General features: G+C 72.1%; 23 protein-coding genes. 1 reads left to right on the top strand and 22 read right to left on the bottom strand.

Annotated features, from left to right (window positions below; all coding sequences use genetic code 11):
* From ACWZEH_RS13000 to ACWZEH_RS12915, 18 genes are all read right to left on the bottom strand, one after another.
* Entirely contained in the window at positions 1 to 291 is a 291-nt protein-coding gene (locus ACWZEH_RS13000; RefSeq protein ID WP_456198269.1) for a hypothetical protein, read from the bottom strand.
* A gap of 75 nt (positions 292 to 366) precedes the next feature.
* Positions 367 to 1,683 carry a phage major capsid protein gene (locus ACWZEH_RS12995; protein WP_456198267.1) on the bottom strand — a complete coding sequence of 439 codons (1,317 nt, stop codon included), beginning with the start codon at positions 1,681 to 1,683 and terminating at the stop codon, positions 367 to 369.
* A gap of 217 nt (positions 1,684 to 1,900) precedes the next feature.
* Complete coding sequence (locus tag ACWZEH_RS12990) at positions 1,901 to 2,557, bottom strand: HK97 family phage prohead protease (RefSeq protein ID WP_456198265.1); 657 nt, start codon at positions 2,555 to 2,557, stop codon at positions 1,901 to 1,903.
* Positions 2,554 to 2,901: a hypothetical protein gene (locus ACWZEH_RS12985; RefSeq protein WP_456198263.1), complete on the bottom strand. Its 348-nt coding sequence runs from the start codon at positions 2,899 to 2,901 to the stop codon at positions 2,554 to 2,556. The genes ACWZEH_RS12990 and ACWZEH_RS12985 overlap by 4 nt, the downstream gene beginning before the upstream one ends.
* Positions 2,901 to 3,098, bottom strand: a complete 198-nt coding sequence (locus tag ACWZEH_RS12980) for a hypothetical protein (protein WP_456198261.1) — start codon at positions 3,096 to 3,098, stop codon at positions 2,901 to 2,903. The genes ACWZEH_RS12985 and ACWZEH_RS12980 overlap by 1 nt, the downstream gene beginning before the upstream one ends.
* Before the next feature lie 2 nt (positions 3,099 to 3,100).
* A complete protein-coding gene (locus ACWZEH_RS12975) occupies positions 3,101 to 5,434 on the bottom strand; it encodes a phage portal protein (RefSeq protein ID WP_456198260.1) in 2,334 nt (777 codons plus the stop codon).
* 8 nt (positions 5,435 to 5,442) lie between these two features.
* Positions 5,443 to 6,789, bottom strand: a complete 1,347-nt coding sequence (locus tag ACWZEH_RS12970) for a terminase large subunit domain-containing protein (RefSeq protein WP_456198258.1) — start codon at positions 6,787 to 6,789, stop codon at positions 5,443 to 5,445.
* 7 nt (positions 6,790 to 6,796) lie between these two features.
* A complete protein-coding gene (locus ACWZEH_RS12965; protein WP_456198257.1) occupies positions 6,797 to 7,054 on the bottom strand; it encodes a hypothetical protein in 258 nt (85 codons plus the stop codon).
* Complete coding sequence (locus tag ACWZEH_RS12960; RefSeq protein WP_456198255.1) at positions 7,051 to 7,476, bottom strand: hypothetical protein; 426 nt, start codon at positions 7,474 to 7,476, stop codon at positions 7,051 to 7,053. The genes ACWZEH_RS12965 and ACWZEH_RS12960 overlap by 4 nt, the downstream gene beginning before the upstream one ends.
* A 129-nt stretch (positions 7,477 to 7,605) precedes the next feature.
* A complete protein-coding gene (locus ACWZEH_RS12955; protein WP_456198253.1) occupies positions 7,606 to 8,016 on the bottom strand; it encodes a DUF6221 family protein in 411 nt (136 codons plus the stop codon).
* A gap of 24 nt (positions 8,017 to 8,040) precedes the next feature.
* The gene (locus ACWZEH_RS12950; protein ID WP_456198252.1) at positions 8,041 to 8,529 is read right to left on the bottom strand and encodes a hypothetical protein; all 489 of its coding nucleotides are present in this window, start codon (positions 8,527 to 8,529) and stop codon (positions 8,041 to 8,043) included.
* 153 nt (positions 8,530 to 8,682) lie between these two features.
* A complete protein-coding gene (locus ACWZEH_RS12945; protein ID WP_456198250.1) occupies positions 8,683 to 8,820 on the bottom strand; it encodes a hypothetical protein in 138 nt (45 codons plus the stop codon).
* Between the two features lie 39 nt (positions 8,821 to 8,859).
* A complete protein-coding gene (locus ACWZEH_RS12940) occupies positions 8,860 to 9,006 on the bottom strand; it encodes a hypothetical protein (RefSeq protein WP_456198248.1) in 147 nt (48 codons plus the stop codon).
* Positions 9,007 to 9,142: 136 nt separating this feature from the next.
* Entirely contained in the window at positions 9,143 to 9,745 is a 603-nt protein-coding gene (locus ACWZEH_RS12935; protein ID WP_456198246.1) for a hypothetical protein, read from the bottom strand.
* Entirely contained in the window at positions 9,742 to 10,254 is a 513-nt protein-coding gene (locus ACWZEH_RS12930) for a hypothetical protein (protein WP_456198245.1), read from the bottom strand. Before ACWZEH_RS12930 ends, ACWZEH_RS12935 begins: the two co-directional genes overlap by 4 nt.
* A complete protein-coding gene (locus tag ACWZEH_RS12925) occupies positions 10,251 to 10,589 on the bottom strand; it encodes a hypothetical protein (RefSeq protein WP_456198243.1) in 339 nt (112 codons plus the stop codon). The genes ACWZEH_RS12930 and ACWZEH_RS12925 overlap by 4 nt, the downstream gene beginning before the upstream one ends.
* A gap of 209 nt (positions 10,590 to 10,798) precedes the next feature.
* A complete protein-coding gene (locus ACWZEH_RS12920) occupies positions 10,799 to 10,945 on the bottom strand; it encodes a hypothetical protein (RefSeq protein ID WP_456198242.1) in 147 nt (48 codons plus the stop codon).
* A gap of 5 nt (positions 10,946 to 10,950) precedes the next feature.
* Complete coding sequence (locus tag ACWZEH_RS12915) at positions 10,951 to 11,832, bottom strand: DUF2637 domain-containing protein (protein ID WP_456198240.1); 882 nt, start codon at positions 11,830 to 11,832, stop codon at positions 10,951 to 10,953.
* Between the two features lie 187 nt (positions 11,833 to 12,019).
* Between ACWZEH_RS12915 and ACWZEH_RS12910 the strand changes: the two genes are divergently transcribed.
* A complete protein-coding gene (locus tag ACWZEH_RS12910) occupies positions 12,020 to 12,301 on the top strand; it encodes a hypothetical protein (protein WP_456198239.1) in 282 nt (93 codons plus the stop codon).
* A gap of 176 nt (positions 12,302 to 12,477) precedes the next feature.
* On the opposite strand, the gene ACWZEH_RS12905 is transcribed toward ACWZEH_RS12910, so the two are convergent.
* The 4 genes from ACWZEH_RS12905 to ACWZEH_RS12890 all read right to left on the bottom strand — a co-directional run bounded on the left by ACWZEH_RS12905 (position 12,478) and on the right by ACWZEH_RS12890 (position 14,554).
* On the bottom strand, positions 12,478 to 12,654 hold the full coding sequence (locus tag ACWZEH_RS12905; RefSeq protein ID WP_456198237.1) for a hypothetical protein: 177 nt from the start codon (positions 12,652 to 12,654) through the stop codon (positions 12,478 to 12,480).
* A gap of 70 nt (positions 12,655 to 12,724) precedes the next feature.
* Positions 12,725 to 13,804: a coiled-coil domain-containing protein gene (locus tag ACWZEH_RS12900; protein ID WP_456198235.1), complete on the bottom strand. Its 1,080-nt coding sequence runs from the start codon at positions 13,802 to 13,804 to the stop codon at positions 12,725 to 12,727.
* Positions 13,801 to 14,040, bottom strand: a complete 240-nt coding sequence (locus ACWZEH_RS12895) for a hypothetical protein (RefSeq protein ID WP_456198234.1) — start codon at positions 14,038 to 14,040, stop codon at positions 13,801 to 13,803. Before ACWZEH_RS12895 ends, ACWZEH_RS12900 begins: the two co-directional genes overlap by 4 nt.
* 100 nt (positions 14,041 to 14,140) lie before the next feature.
* Positions 14,141 to 14,554 (bottom strand): hypothetical protein, encoded by a 414-nt coding sequence (locus ACWZEH_RS12890; RefSeq protein WP_456198233.1) that lies wholly within the window; start codon positions 14,552 to 14,554, stop codon positions 14,141 to 14,143.
* Positions 14,555 to 14,566 lie beyond the last annotated feature (12 nt).

The following is a 14,566-nucleotide window of genomic DNA, read 5'->3' as shown; positions in this document are numbered from 1 at the left end:
TCAGCCCTGCTCGCCCTCGGCGGCCTCGGCTGCGTCCAGCTCCCGCCGCACGCCCGCGGTGACCACGCTGCCCTTGGCGGCGATCTGGCGGGCGTAGCCGCCCGGGTGCTTGTGGACGACCGGGCCGGTCGGCTCGCCGGTGCCAGCAGCGTCCAGCGCGCGGAAGGCGTCGGCCGGCGCGGTCTGCCCGACCTGCCAGCCCTCGCCCGCGGAGTACTCCTGCGTGCGGACAACGGCCGGGTTCGACTGCTCGGGGGTCTCGTCGGGGGTGGGCTTACGTGTGCTCGCCATGACGGCTCCTCACGGTTGTGGCGTGACGGTGGGAGGAGGGCGCGGCCGAGGGGAGGTGGCCGCGCCCTAGGGGGATCAGGCCTCAGCGGCGGCGAAAGTGACCCTCACGAAGGCGGCCGGGGTGTGAACGGCGACGTTCGCCCTGCGCTCGGCGAGGATGACCAGCGTGTTCGCAGTGAAGTAGTCCGCGTGCGAGTCGGTCATGAGGATCGTGATGCCCTGCCGCTCCCACAGGGTGGCGCCCATGCGGTAGCCGCCGAGGAGCGCGGTGCCGGCGGTCATCGCCACGGAGGTGACGACGGTGAGGCCCCAGATCCGCATGGGTGCACCGGAGTCCGTGACGCTGGTGATGACGCGGAACTGGCCGTTCGCGTCGGTGTCCAGCTCGATGTCCTGCCAGTCGAGCGGGTTCATCACCACCGCGTCCGGCGGGTACAGCGCCAACTCCCCCTGAGTTTTGGCCTTGCGGAGGGTGATCAGCTTCGGGTCCGTGTTGCCCAGGCCCGGCTGGTACGAGCCGATACCGGGCGTCGTGAGGATGCCCTGCATCTCCGTGGTGCCGTTGCCGGTGAGGATCTCCCGGTCCAGCTTGTACTCGAGCCCGTACGTCAACCTGCCGTTGATGTAGCCCATGAGCTGGCTGTTGTCGTCGGCGGCCTGGCGGGTGATGGGCACCCAGTGCGCGACCGTCTTGAGCGTGGTCGTGATCAGGTCAAACGTGAACGGGCCGGACATGGGCTTGTCCGCGCCCTCGGCGACGACCGCGGCCTTGTTCCACGTCGACTGGGGACCGCTGGTGTCCCGCATGTACTCGAGCGTGGTGCCGTCCGACGTCTGCCTGTCCAGGAGGTTCGCGACCAGCAGCGGGAAGTCCGGGTTCTGCGGGATGATCCCCGGCACCCGAGTGTTCTGCTGCGGCTGCGTGCCCGTGGTGACCGTGCCGGCCGGGGCTGCGCGGAACTCGGCTCCGTCGACACTGAACTGGCCACGCTTGCCGTTCGCGCGGAACGCCTCGAGGGCCTTCGACCGTACGAACGCCTCGGCCACGGTAAGGGGGTGCTGGTTGCCGTGGTCGTCGGGCTGCATGCCGGGCTGGACGCGGGTGTCCGGGGTGGGGTCTCCGGCGGGGAGCTGCGCGGCCTTCAGTGCGCGGAGGCGGGCGTCGCGCTGGTTGGCCTGCTCGATCGCGGCGGCCACGTCGTCGGCGCGCTGGAGCAGCTCGGCGATGTCGCCGTCGTAGTTCGGGTCGGCCAGCAGGCGGGCGACCTCGTCGCGCTGCTCGGTCAGGGTCGGTGCGCCACCCGCGATGGGGTAGATCGGGTACCGCTTGGCCGGGTTCTCGCCGTTGGCGGCGCGGCCCTTGCGGTAGCCGAGTGCTCGGCGTGCGCTCATTGCCGGGTCCTCTCGGTCCGTGGACGGCACGACAGCCGCCCATGCGTGATGGGTTGCTGCGTCCGTCTTTCACGGCCGGTGGATCGCGCCCGGCGAGGCACTGGGCTTTTACGTCCGGTCAGTGCGGCCCGGATGTGGGGAGGGTAGATCGAATGCGGGTGTGCGTGTGGGTGGGGGCTGCAATTCGCAGCCCGGACGGGCGTCTACCGGCGTCGTCTCACCTCCGCGCCACCGTCGACAGCTTGAGCAGCGCCGCCCGACGGGCACGCTCCCGCATCTGCTTCGCGTCCTCCGCCTCGGCCGCACGCCGCTCCTGCTCCTCGCGGATGCGGTCGGCGATCGTCGGCGCGTCCACCTCGGCGTACAGGTCACCGAGCGCGGACCGGACGGTCTTCAGCTTCGAGCCGGGCACGGCCGCCATGCGGGCCGTAATCTGACTGACCTCCACCAGCCGCGCGCTGCGGATGTTGTCGAGGGCTTCCTTCCGGGCGTCCTCCTCCATCTCGTACAGCTTCTTCCAGTCCGGCAGGTCGGTGCGGACGAACCCGACGGACAGTTCCCGCGCGCTCCCGGACCGGGCCATCACGCGCGCGTCACGGCCTGCGGCGGTGTCGTCGTAGCGGCCCTCGATCCACAGGTGGTCGCCGCGCTCCTCGGCGCGGAAGGTGCCGATGGGGGACATCGGGGAGTGCATGAACAGCAGTGCGTAGTCCTGCTTGTCCAGCCCCTTCCGGAACACGCCGGGGTGGAAGGTGGTGCCGTACGAGTCCTTCTTGCCGTAGCGGCAGGCGTACCCGGCGAACGTGCCGTCGTCGCCCTCGTCGACTCGCCACTCGATGTCCTCGAGGCTGCGGAACTCGATCTCTGTCGTCATGCCTGGCCCTCCTTGGCCTTCTTCAGCGCGTTCTCGGCGTAGACCTCGGCCACGCCGTTCATCACGTCCCGGTGGGAACTGGACAAGTTGGGGGCGTACCGGTAGACGGCGCGGCCCTGGTTGTCGCGGCCGTCGTACTCGTAGACGACCTGGCCGTTCGCGAAGGTCACCAGCTTCGGGACCTCACCGCCCGCGTCCGGGCGGACGGCGAGCGCCAGCCCGTCGAACGGGCCCCGGCGGATCTCCTTGAAGGGGACGCCGGGCGGGCAGTACGCGCCCCGGTACTGGGTCGTGCCTGCGGGCTGGAGGATGACGCGGACCTCACCACGCAGCAGCGTCGCCATCAGGCCGACACCTCCCGCGTGATCCGGCTCAGCGCTGCCTCGGCTTCCTTCCGCCGCTGCGCCGGGATGCCGGTGTCGCAGCACGCCTCACGGCGGATCAGGCCGGACGGCGGGGCCGTCTTGTCACCGTGGTACCGGCAGCGGGACGGAAGCGCGTGCAGGGCCGCGCGAATGGCGGCGGCGTCGGATCGCTCCATGGTCAGGACTCCTCGTCGAACTGGAAGGTCAGCGCACACCGGCACTGGATGGACTGCGCGGCCGGGGCGGTCGGGTCCGCCGGCCAACGGGACTTCGTGAGCGTGAACCGCTTGTTCATCGCGGCCGTGTTGCCGTTCTCCTGCCGGTGTGTCTCCCGCGTCCGCTTGTCGGCAGTGGCCAACCAGGTCTTCCGCACCGCGCCCGCGTCCAGCGCGGCCAGGAACGACGCCTGCGAGTAGCCGCCGACGGTCTCCGTACGGGCGATCATCGTCGCCCGGTAGTCGGACAGGTTGGTGAACACCTTCTGCAACCGGGCGCGCAGCTCCGGAATCGACTCACCTTCGGCCACCCCTGCCGCCAGCAGCTGCGCCCGCAACACCTGCTCCGTCGTCGCAGTCACCTGACCCGACAGTTCGTCGATCCGGTCCGTGAGCGCCTGCGCCACGTCCGGCTCGTCCAGGTCGAAGCTGCCCACGATCTCCGTGCCGCCCCGGCGCCACACCCGCTCGATGAACGGCCGCAGCAGGACGCCCGTACGCCGCCGCCAGTACCCACCGTCGAAGATCTCCCGCACCCGAATGCGTTCCTCCCACCCCTCCGGGCCGGTGGCCACGTCCATGTCGGTGAGCCGCGCGGCCGGCACCTGCTCCGGGTCGGGCGGGGCGAGGGTGAGCACCTGTTCGCGGGCGAGGGCGGCGGCCTGCGTCCGGGTCTCCTCGAGCCACTGCGCGCTGCGCTGCGGTTTGGCCATCAGCCGGTCGAAGTCCCGCAGGACGCGGGCGCCCTGCTCCTTCGCGAGGGCCTGCACCGCGCGGCGGCCCGCGCCCTCGAGTTCGTCGTACGCGGCGTTGATGTCCGCCAGCGACGGCGACGACGGGGCGTCGTCCGCACGCGTCAGCTCCGGGCGACGGGGCGTCGGACGGGCGTCGACCTGCGGCGCAGGCCCGCCGAGGAGCCGGGCGAGCGCGGCCTCTACCGCGCGTTCGACGACGGCCCCGACGTCCGGCGACGACGGGGGCAGACGGGAGAAGTCCGCGTCCCACGACCGCGCCTCGTCCCCACCGGGCGCGCCCTGCACCGGGGCGAACTGCGCCCGGTACGGAGTCAGCGTGTGCTCGCCGAGCCCGTTCGGCAACGGCTCCTTCCCCAGCTCGGCGCGCGCCTCGTCGATCGTGAGCGTGTCCGCGTAGACGCTGGCTCGGGTCCGGTTCGCGATGGAGTCCCGGCCTTCTTGCAGCGCGTCGACTCCGGACAGGTCCCACGCGGCCTCTTCAGCATCGGACGGCAGGAGCCGCAGGTCGATCTCACTGCCGATGATCTCCAGCTTCGGGCCGATGGTGTCCGACCACAGGGTGGCCTTCGAGGCGGCCCGGTTCTCGTACGTGGTCCCGGCGGCCAGGTAGTCGTGGGGGATACCGAACGCCATCATGACCTCGGCCGAGTTGGCCATCCGGCTCTCGAGGTAGGCCATTTCCTCCGGGGTGAAGGTGAGCCGCTCGTAGCCGATGCCCTTCCCGCCGGCCTGCCCTCCGCCGCCCGGTGTGGAGCGGACAAGGAGGTTCTTCCCTGCGTTCTCCGGGCCCTGCATGCTGGAGCGCCACGCGGCCTTCACGGCGTTGAACTCCTGCTCGCCCATGTCGCCGAGGTAGACGACGCCCGAGGGGCGGGCTCCGTTGGCGTAGCTGGAGCGCTGCCACTCCCGCGCGAAGGCGTCCATGTCCACGGCGTGCCGGGCGGCCTTCCACGGGGCGAGGCAGCCCAGCGGGTCCCACGGGTGCGGGTAGCGCAGCCACAGCATCTCCTCGGGCAGGACGGGCACCTGTGTGCCGTCCAACCTGCGGATCATGAAGCCGATCACGTTCGCCGTCGTGGGTCGCTGCGCCACCGGTTTGTCGACAATGACGTCTACCTGATCGAAGACGAGGTGCATCTCGGCGACCGGGCCGAGGCCGGTCTCACCCCGGTCCAGCCACACGAACGCCTGCCCGGCCAACTCACCTTGCTGGAGCAGCAGCGACTTGAAGACGCGGGCGGACATGAGGGGGTTGGGCCGCTTGTTGAACAGGTGCGTGACCGGGTGCCCTTCGATGTCCTGCCCGTCGGGGCGGCGCACGACGAGGGGCACCGAGCTGCCGTTGTCGGCGATCGCGGCCACGCACCGGTACGCCACCGCGCTGTTGGCGTAGCCGCGGGCCTCCGCGTCCAGGGCCATGGTCAGCGACTGCTGTCCGCCGATGCTGGCGACGGTGATGGGCTGCCGGTCCCGCAGCGTGTCCAGGCCGGCGGCCCGCTTCTCTGCGGCCCGGCTCAGGGCTCGGTTCCGGTACTGGCTCACAGGTCCTCCTAGGCGACCGCGGCGAGGTTGCCCGCGGACGCGAGCATGAGATCGGTGAGTGCCCACACGTAGGCGTCCAGGCGGTCCGGGGAGGCGTCGCCCGGGACCCACGTCGTCAGCTGCTCCTCGAGGTCCGGGAGGCTGCCGACGATGTGCGCGCTGCCCTGGTCGGTGAGCGCGGCCACCGGCTCGGCCCGGGTGACTTTGCCTCTGGTGGCGTGCACGGTGCGGTAGTTCACGGTGGGGTCGATCTGCCGGATCACGGTGCCGATCCAATCGCCACCGTTGTTGACCTCGGCGACGATCGCGTCCGCCCGGTGCTTGTGGTACGCCCGGATCGCGGCACGGGCGGCCTCGATCGGCGGCATCCGACCGGACAGGTCATCGAGGACGAACCCGTGCTGTCGCTGGAACCCGTTGACGTCGGGGATGTACTGCTCACCCCGACCGGCGACGATGATGCCCATCTCGTCGGACTCGTCGTGGGAGGTGGCGGCGGGGTCCATGGCGACGACGACGCTGGCCAGCGGGGGCGCAGCGCCGACGCGGGCCTTGTCGAGTCCGGCCCACGACCACAGGGCGCCCTCGATGTCCTCGAGGAGGACGCCGTCCAGTTCCTGCGCCTCAATGCGGGTGCCGGCGTACTTGGCGATCAGGTGGGCGCGCTGCTCTGCGGGGAGGTGGATCGCGTCCCGGGTCCGGCCGCGGGTGACGGTGACCTTCGGGCTCTTCGTGAGGGCGCGCAGCTCCTTGCGCGGCTTGGGCGTGGTGCTGGCGATGTAGTGGGGGTTCTTGCCGATGCGGAGGCCCATCTCCGAGTGCGTGATCGCTTCGCTGAGGCGGCGCATCGCGGCTGCTTCCTCGAACCATGCGAGGCACCGGTTACCGCCGGCGCGCAACCGGTCGACGTCGTCCGGGGTGTGGGCCCCGAAGAGTTTGGCTTCGGCGCCGTTGGGCCAGCGTGCGAAGGTGCCGCCGGTCGTGGTGCGGAGGACCACCCGCGGGTCGTGCGCGCGCAGGCCCGACGGGCCGTTGACGCAGGCCTCCACCGCATCACCCTGCGTCGGGGCGATGATCGCCATGCGGTGCCCGCCGCGGAGCCGCGGGTCGCACGGGGGTCCGTTGACGTGGGCGACCATGTACCGCGCGCACCCGTCCGTCTTGCCGGTGCCGCGCCCGCCGAGCTGGAGCCACCACCCGAGCGTCTCGATCCGCTCGGGCGGCACCTGCCACGGGTACGGCTTCCACCGGTCCCACCGCTTCTGCCACAGGCGTGCCGCCAGCTCAGCCTCGAGCAGCTCCAGGGCCTCGGGGGTGAGGCCTTGCAGCTTGGCGTCCAGGTCAGTGGGCGGCACGGTGTGGCTACTCCCATTCGAAGTTCGGGGGGACGGTCATGTTCCGGTGAGGCATGCGGTTCTCGTGCCCCACGTGCAGCTCGCACCGGACGTCGGCGCGGTCGCGGTAGAGGACGGGACACCGGTCCGGCTGCGGTTCCTCGTCCTCGCCGGGGTCCGGCTGCTCGGGCAGTCCCCCGGGCGGCGTCTCCGGGTCGGTGGGCTCGGTCGGGTCCGTGGGGACGGGCTCCGGCGTCGGCTCCGGGTCGGGGATGGGCGTGGTCACGTTTCCTCCAGTTGTGCGATTTCGTCGGCGAGGGCTTTGACCCGGGCGGTCATCTCGTCGGTGATGGTCACGGACGCCTTGACGGGCGCGTACAGGCCGATCAGCTTCGCCTCGTGGTCCATGGCGCGCACGATGGCTTCACCGGCCTTGGGGGCGTGCATGCCTCCGGCGCGGACCATGGGCATGAGGCCGTCGATGATCTGTCGGCAGGTGGCGAGTTGTTCGCCGACGTACGCGCCGAACGCCTCGGTAGCTTCCTGGTGCAGGCGGGCCCGGCCGCGCTTCCACGCCTCGTAGGTGTTCTTGACGTCGGCGCCGATCGTGGCGGCGATCTCGCGGAACTCCATACGGTCGCGGGTGCGGAGGAGCATGACTTCGTCCTCGCGTTGCCGCGCTATGTCCGCGTTCTTCTTGGTCGCCATGCCGTCGCCTCCCTGTGCAGGAAGGTACGGATTTTCGGGCGGGCGGGATCTTGGGGGCTGCAATTCGCGGGCACGGGAAGGCCCCGCCGACGCAGGTCGACGGGGCCCGGGTGGTGCGGTGTGGTGGGGCTACGGCCGCCACTCGTCGCGGTAGTCGGGGTGGTCGGCGTAGGGCAGAGCGAACGCCCGTAGGACCGCTTCGAAGGCCCAGACGCCCGTCAGGTCGTCTGGTGTGACGTCGTACTTCAAGTGCTCGTACTGGCGCAGCAGCTCACGCTTCGCTTCGATCTCGGCGAGGACGCGTGCCGGGTGGTGGCGCTCGATGTGCGCGGCGCCCTCCCACGGTGACCGGATGTCGTAGCCGTGGACCTGCATGAGGACGGTGTCGTCCGTGGCCAGCTCGCCGTAGGGGCAGGTGGGGTCATTGCACATGTCGCCGTAGCCGTGCTCCCACTTCCACGCCTTGCCTCCGGCGTCCTTGGCGGCCTGCACGTCTTCATCCAGGCGTGCACGCAGGAACTGCACCAGGCCTTCGCTCATACCGTCATCCTCTCGCGGGTCCGGTCAGCAGGCGTCGTACTTCCAGGCGCCGCCCTCCCGCGCCCACGGCTGCGCCTCCTGATCCAGCTTCGGCAACCCCTCGATCTTGTACGAGACGCGCGCCATGTCCCCCGACACCTCGGCCGTCACATCCGTCGCCGGGTGGTCCGGCCCGTAGTCCTTCTTCGCCTGCCTCACAACCTCCCCGTAGACGAGCGGGTTGATCTCCTTCCGGCAACGCTCGGACAGCATGCGGTGCGCGGTGCTGGCCTCGCCAGCGAAGTACGCCTCGGTGTACGCCTTCACAGCGTCCTCCAGGACGGCCGTGTCGTCGGCGGCCGGGGCGCTGCTCTCCTCGGCGGCCGAGCTGGACGGCGTGCTGGTGGCGGCCGGCGCGGTCGGCTTCGGGTCGGCGCTGGTGTCGCCGTCGTCGGACGAGGAGCAGGCGGTGAGCGCGGCGAGCAGCAGGACGGCCGTGGTGATGGTGGCGCGGGTGTGCATGTGTCCCCCCATGGGCGGTGTGTCTGGTGGGGGCATCGTCGCATGCGGGCATGAGTGGGCCCCGCCGTCGGGGGAACTTCACGGCGGGGCCCGGAACGCGTCGCAGCCAGCAGACGCGGGTGTGCCTGACGTCTTCGACTGTACGACGCGGGTCTGACAATCAGGTCAGCAGTGGCAGCTCTCCTGCTTCTGCATGCAGTCGTCACAGCGCGGGCAGTCGCAGCCGCACGCGCAGTCGTCGTGTTCCTCGCCAACGCCGTAGCAGATGCAGCCGGATTCGCCGCAGGGCATGTTGTCGCTCATGAGGTGAGCCTCTCGTGTGGGTCTGACAACGGCGGTCGGTCAGCCGCGCCGCTTCTTCTTCGGCGTGCCCGGGACCGGCTTCTCCGGCCGCTTGATCCAGCCGCCGCGCGAGGCGCTGTAGTCCGTGCCGTGGCCGTCCAGGCGGGGGTCATCCTGGCTGATGGGCTTCTTGAATCCGAGTGCCATGATGGCGTCTCCGTCTCGTGTGTTCGGGATGGGGACCGGGGCGGCCGGACGACTTGGCGGAAGGACGGCCGCCCCGGGGTAGATGGGCCCGTAGACGGGCGGTAGATGGCGGTAGATACGCCGGTAGACGTGCAGGTCAGGCGGCGGTAGACGCGGCGGGAGACGTCTCCTGGACGGCGGCCGGGGAAGGGGTCAGGTCGACCCTGCGGACGCCCCTCGTCGGGCCCCCGCCGGGCGCCTTCACCTTGGGTTGGACGGGGATCTCCAGGGCCTCCAGAGCGGCGCGCAGATCACCCACCGTCCGGCCCTCCCACTGCCCCCTCTGCTGGAGGTGGGCGAGGACGGTGCGGAGGTGCACCGCGGGGGCGTCCCCCATCACCTCCAGGAGGAGGGTCCGGACGGCCTCCCGGTCGAGGACCGGGGCGGTCTCGGCGGGCTCCTCCTCCGGCTCCTCTTCGTGCTCCTCGGCGGCGGGGCGTCCGGCCCTCCAGGAGGCGAGCGTCCAGCCGGTGGAGAGGAGCCACATCAGGGCGGGCAGGGCGCGCACGATCCGGGCGAGGACGTACACACCGAGGGCGAGGAGTAGCAGGCGGGCGATGACGCCGAGGGCGGCGCGCCAGCCGGTGAGGTCGTCGCGACGGCCCCGGGCGCACCAGGCAGCAGTGCGGGCGGCCAGGCGGCGGGCGAGGAGGGTGGAGCCCGCGGCGAGGCGGGAGGCGGGGCGGGCGAGGCGGCTCACAGGATCCCCGCTCCCTGCACGGCGGCGACCACGCCGTCACCGGCCGCGTTCAAGGCGCCCGGGAGCCAGGACAGGGCGCCGGCCACGCCCGCGGTGAGGCACAGGACCGAGCCGACGAACGCGCCGCCCAGGATCCGCTTCTGGTCCTTCTTCCCCGCGGCCTTGTAGGCGAGGACGACGAGGGTGACGGCGATGACGACGATGACAGCGCCGGTGGCGCCGAGGCCGGTGAGCTGCCCGGTGGTCAGTCCGCTGCCCGACGTGGTGCCGGTGGCCGCGCTTCCGGCCCTCTCTCCGGCGCCGTTGGCGACGGTGCCGGTGCGGGAGTGCGCCCAGCCGAGGATGCCGCCGGGGCAGGCCGCGGCGCACGCGGCGCCGCCGAAGCCCTTCCCGAAGCTCGCGAGCTGCTTCATCTCCCGGGAGCCGGTCCACCACGGGTAGAGGTTGCAGGTGAGGATGATCAGGGCGAGGAGCAGGCCGCCCAGGGTGAGGGTGGACGTGGCGGTCATCGGTGAACTCCGGTGAGCATCAGGATGGGGTCCCACCAGTGCAGGACGCCGAGGGCGCCGAGGCTGGCGGTGACGAGGAGGGCGCGGGGTACGGCGCGGCCGGTGTGCCGGTCGAGGGCCCAGGCGGCTCCGATGGCGACGCCGGCGATGATGTAGGCGGCGGTGATGCCGGCCTCGGTGCGGGCCTGGTGGACGGTGTGCGACCAGAGGCCGACGGGGCTCTGCCCGCCCGCCCACGGGGTGAGCGCGGCGAGGAGCGCGACGGCCATGCGCCAGGTCGCCAGGCGGCCCCAGGCGCGCTCCCACCAGCGGGGCTCCGGCTCCGGCTCGGGCACCGGGACGGGGACAAGGGTGACGCGGACCTCGATCGGTCCGGGCGGGGGCGGCGGGGGGCCGGGCCACGGCGGAGGTGCGGCGGGCGGGGCCGGGGGCGGCATCCGCCACGGGGGGGCCTCCCCGGGCTCCGGCGGCCGGGCCGGGAGCGGAGCGCCAGCGAGGATGACCCGGGACGGGATGATGGGGCGTTCGGACACGGTGGGGCCCTTCAGCGGTACAGGGCCGCGGCGAGGGCGGCGAGGGTGAGGATGAACGCGGTGGTGCCGGTGACGGGCGGGATGGTGCGCCAGTCGACGAGGGCGAGGCCGAGGAGTCCGAATCCGGCGGCGAGCACGAAGAACGCGGCGAGGATCACGGGGGTCAGCCCGCGCGGTGCAGGGGCGTCGGCCGGGTGGGCAGCGCGGCCAGCTCGGGCTCGTGCTTCTCGATCTCGGCCCGGAGGACGCCGCGCAGCGTGGACCCGCCCGGGACGGCGACGCGGGCGTCCTCGAGGGCGGTCTTCATCTCGCCGGTGGTGGGCCGGAACCCCTCGTCGTACAGCGGGCGGAGGATGGCGCAGCGGGGGTCGCTGTAGCGGATGGCCGGCTGTGTGGGTGTGGGCTGCTCGAGGGCGGGCGGCTGCTCCTCTGCGGCCGGGAGTTGCGGGGCGGGCTCGGCCGCCGGGGGCACGGGCTCGGCGCGCTCCACCGTCACCGCGGCCGCCGGCTGCACCGTGTCGAGCGTCTCCAGCCGGACCCGCACCGCAGCGCGCAGTGTCTTCCACGACCGGGACGGGAACAGTAGCCAGCCGAGGAGCGGGATGTGCGGGAGGCGTTCGGCGACGAGGCCGCGGGCGGCGCGCTGCTCGTCGCGGACGTCGCGGCGGTGCAGCTCGAAGAGCAGCTCTACGGCGCCGGAGATGGAGGCGAGGCCGAGGCCGCCGACGGTGCCGCCGACTTCCCGGCCGTGGCTCCAGTTGAGTGCGCCGGACACGACGACGAACCCAAGGATCGACAGCCGGGCGAGGCCGGCGGGGGTGCCGCGTTCGATGGCGCGGCGGGCGTAGTCGGCGCAGATGAGTCCGGCCAGGTCGAACATCAGGGACAGGGCCCAGGCGAGGCGGGGGGCCATGCCCCAGTCGATGAGCTTGCCGCTGATGGACCATGCGGCGGCGGCGAGCATCATCACGAGGACGATGGACCATGCTGCGCGGATGGGGCTGCCCAGACGGCGTACGCCGCGGGTAGGCTTCGTGGAAGCCACGGGAATCACTCTCCCTGGTCAGAGCCCCGTTCGGTGTGCAACCACCTGCGGGGCTCGATTCATTTGTGGGGCGTCGTTGGGCGTCGTCGGCCTGTCGTGACGCGGTGTCGGTTACCCGACACTGGTTGACGATACCCGACACGGGCCGGTGTGTGCAGACCTACGCTCCGGCGGGGAGGTGACGGGTATGGGCGAGGAGACGGACGACGCACGTCAGGCGGCAGACGACGTGCTTGCGGCGGTGCGTGCTGCGCTGCGCCGGTTGGAGGCGATCCCGGACGCGACGGTGCGGGCGCGGGCGGCGGGCCTGGTGCTGCGGGAGTGGCCGGCCGAGCGGACGTTGCCGAAGGAGATCCGGCAGCAGGCGGTGGACACGATGCACGAGGGTGGGATGGACTTCCCGGAGATCGGCCAGGCGATCGGGACGGACCGCTCGAGGGCGTGGCGGATCTGGAAGGGCATGTCCTGAGCGCGGGGCCGCCGGAGTCTCAGCGCCTCGGGGTGGGACTTACGCCGCGTAGGGCTCCCCACCAGCCGCTGCGCCAGAGCAGCAGACGCGGCCCCGCGTTCTCAGTGTGGCAGAGACGACGACGCCCCGTCACCGGCCGTCGTGGGACGGGGTGACGGGGCGTCTGGCCTGCGTCGTCAGCTGTGCGGCTGCGCGGGGGACGTCGCGTAGGCGAAGGCCTCGGCCAGGTGGTTCAGGGCTGCGGCTGCAGCCGGGACAGTGGCCTCTTCGTTGACCTTCTCGGCCGTCTCGGTGATGGCCTTGTAGAGGGCGAGGCGTGCCTCTTCCTTCGCGTTGTCCTGCTGGGCTCCCATGCTGCTCCTTGGTCGTGTCGTGCGTGGTGGTGCTGGTGGGGACGTGTGGGGTGGGGCGGGTGGTTCCCGGTCAGTCCGTGGTGGTCTGCTCGGTGTGGGGCGTAGCCGCGGCGGCCCGGTCCGACCAGACGTGTCCCTCGCCGTCGGTGTGCCAGCCGCCCGGGCTCCGGTCGTCGCCGGTGTACACGGGCTGGTCGGTCTCGTCGTAGTGGCCGGCCGGGGCGACGCAGCGGTGGAGTGCTGCTGAACCGAGGGCGTCGGGGATGGTGGCGGTGCAGGTGCTCGGCTGCTCCGTGGTGGGCTGCTCGGTGCCGTCCAGGGCGCGGCGGACGCGGCGGGCGATCGCGGACCCGGTCCAGCTACCGCGCTCGATGTCGGCGCACTCGGCGCGCACCCGGGTGAGGGCGGCCTCAGCCTGCTCGGCGCGCTCGCGCAGCGTGTTCGTCCGGCGCTCCAGCAGTCGCTTCGTCTCGGCGGTGACGGCGTCGGCCTGCTCGGCGCGGGCCTGCGCCTGCTCCAGCTCGGCGCGGAAGCCGTCCGCGCGCTGCTCGGCGTCCTCCAGCTCGGCGGTCAGGCGGTCCCGATCGCGTTCGATCTCCTCGGCCTTCGCCTTCCACGTCGCCCGGCCGTTGATGAACTGCTCGACGCGGCGGCGCAGGGCCTCGCCTTCGCCGGGCAGGGAGAGGGCGCCGCGGGCTGCACGGTCGGCGAGGACGCGGAGTAGGTACGGCGTGTCCTCCTCGGCGGCCGGGGCGGGCTGGACGGCTACGCCTTCGGGGGTGCTCGGGTCGATGCCGAGGATGTGCACCGGGTCCATCGGCGGACGCCGGACGGGCGGGACCCACTGCTTCACCACACCGTCGGCGAGCGGGTACACCGCCTGCAAGTCGGGCCAGCTCCAGCCGCTGGAGTCGGTGTGCTGTTCGCGGTGGTGGGCGGCGCGGATGCACCAGCGCATGGGGTCGGTGCCGTTGTAGCGGGCACTGCACGTCGTCGCGGGCGTCGTCGCCTCGTCGACGGCCGTCGTCCTCGGGGCGTCGTCGGTGTCGGTGACGGGCGTCGACAGGGCGTCGGCGATGCGTCGGACCTGCGTCGTCAGGTTGTCGACGGCGCGGACGACGGCCCGCGCGTCCGGGCTGGGCTGGCTCATGCGTGGTGGTCCTTCCGGGTGCACTGGTGGTCGTGTTCGGCGCCGACCGACGTCCACCAGCGTTCGCAGCAGGCGGCGGCAAGGGCGACGCGGATCACGCCGTCCTCGAGGGAGGCGCGTTGGTTGGAGGGTCGGGCGACGTGCTCGGCGGCCATGGCGTGGCTGCGGGCGTGGTGGCGGTGGCAGAGGGTCCAGCCGGCGGCGAGGGCGAGGACGGCGACGAGGACGGTGGTCATGGCTGCTCCTGGTCGTGGTCGAAGCGGGCCCACCGGACCGTCGCGAGGTAGGTGATGGCGACGGTCACGGCGGTGACGTAGAGGGCGGCGGCGAGCTGGCTCACGGCTTCCGTTTCCGGGCGGGGCGGACGGGCACCAGGGCGCCGATGGTGTCCCGCAGGTCGGCGAGCAGCTGCTCGCGTTCGATCGGGTCCATGCCGGGGCGGACGGACAGGTGCAGCCGGGCGTCGACGGGGCCGTTGACCCAGCCGATGTCGATCGGGTCGCCGTGCGCCACCAAGGCCGCGGGCGGGGGCAGTGCGGAGGCGGCCAAGGGCCCCGGGCACTGGTCGGCCGGATGTGACTGGCGCATCGTCTTTGCCGCCGACCAGTGATGCTGGCCGCACGCCTCGACGACTTCCTCCTGGACAACGAGCCCGCACCGCGCTTTCGGGCAGGGGCAGTTGGCTTCGATGTCGTTGCTCATGCCGCGGAACGAGCGGCCTATGTGGGTGCTGGGCGCTGCGGTGGTCATGGTGCTCCGTTC

The sequence above is a fragment of the Streptomyces yamdrokensis genome (assembly GCF_053890455.1).
The sequence above is the reverse complement of the archived record's forward strand: the minus strand, read 5'-3'. Positions and strand labels throughout refer to the sequence as shown.

Excerpts from the sequence above, each read along its gene's own strand:
- ACWZEH_RS12955 (WP_456198253.1), bottom strand. The coding sequence starts at position 8,016 with ATGAGCGAAGGCCTGGTGCAGTTCCTGCGTGCACGCCTGGATGAAGAC.
- ACWZEH_RS12900 (WP_456198235.1), bottom strand. The coding sequence starts at position 13,804 with ATGAGCCAGCCCAGCCCGGACGCGCGGGCCGTCGTCCGCGCCGTCGAC.
- ACWZEH_RS12895 (WP_456198234.1), bottom strand. The coding sequence starts at position 14,040 with ATGACCACCGTCCTCGTCGCCGTCCTCGCCCTCGCCGCCGGCTGGACC.
- ACWZEH_RS12905 (WP_456198237.1), bottom strand. The coding sequence starts at position 12,654 with ATGGGAGCCCAGCAGGACAACGCGAAGGAAGAGGCACGCCTCGCCCTC.
- ACWZEH_RS12995 (WP_456198267.1), bottom strand. The coding sequence starts at position 1,683 with ATGAGCGCACGCCGAGCACTCGGCTACCGCAAGGGCCGCGCCGCCAAC.
- ACWZEH_RS12990 (WP_456198265.1), bottom strand. The coding sequence starts at position 2,557 with ATGACGACAGAGATCGAGTTCCGCAGCCTCGAGGACATCGAGTGGCGA.
- ACWZEH_RS12910 (WP_456198239.1), top strand. The coding sequence starts at position 12,020 with ATGGGCGAGGAGACGGACGACGCACGTCAGGCGGCAGACGACGTGCTT.
- ACWZEH_RS12940 (WP_456198248.1), bottom strand. The coding sequence starts at position 9,006 with ATGGCACTCGGATTCAAGAAGCCCATCAGCCAGGATGACCCCCGCCTG.
- ACWZEH_RS12945 (WP_456198250.1), bottom strand. The coding sequence starts at position 8,820 with ATGAGCGACAACATGCCCTGCGGCGAATCCGGCTGCATCTGCTACGGC.
- ACWZEH_RS12985 (WP_456198263.1), bottom strand. The coding sequence starts at position 2,901 with ATGGCGACGCTGCTGCGTGGTGAGGTCCGCGTCATCCTCCAGCCCGCA.
- ACWZEH_RS13000 (WP_456198269.1), bottom strand. The coding sequence starts at position 291 with ATGGCGAGCACACGTAAGCCCACCCCCGACGAGACCCCCGAGCAGTCG.
- ACWZEH_RS12930 (WP_456198245.1), bottom strand. The coding sequence starts at position 10,254 with ATGACCGCCACGTCCACCCTCACCCTGGGCGGCCTGCTCCTCGCCCTG.
- ACWZEH_RS12950 (WP_456198252.1), bottom strand. The coding sequence starts at position 8,529 with ATGGGGGGACACATGCACACCCGCGCCACCATCACCACGGCCGTCCTG.
- ACWZEH_RS12980 (WP_456198261.1), bottom strand. The coding sequence starts at position 3,098 with ATGGAGCGATCCGACGCCGCCGCCATTCGCGCGGCCCTGCACGCGCTT.
- ACWZEH_RS12960 (WP_456198255.1), bottom strand. The coding sequence starts at position 7,476 with ATGGCGACCAAGAAGAACGCGGACATAGCGCGGCAACGCGAGGACGAA.
- ACWZEH_RS12890 (WP_456198233.1), bottom strand. The coding sequence starts at position 14,554 with ATGACCACCGCAGCGCCCAGCACCCACATAGGCCGCTCGTTCCGCGGC.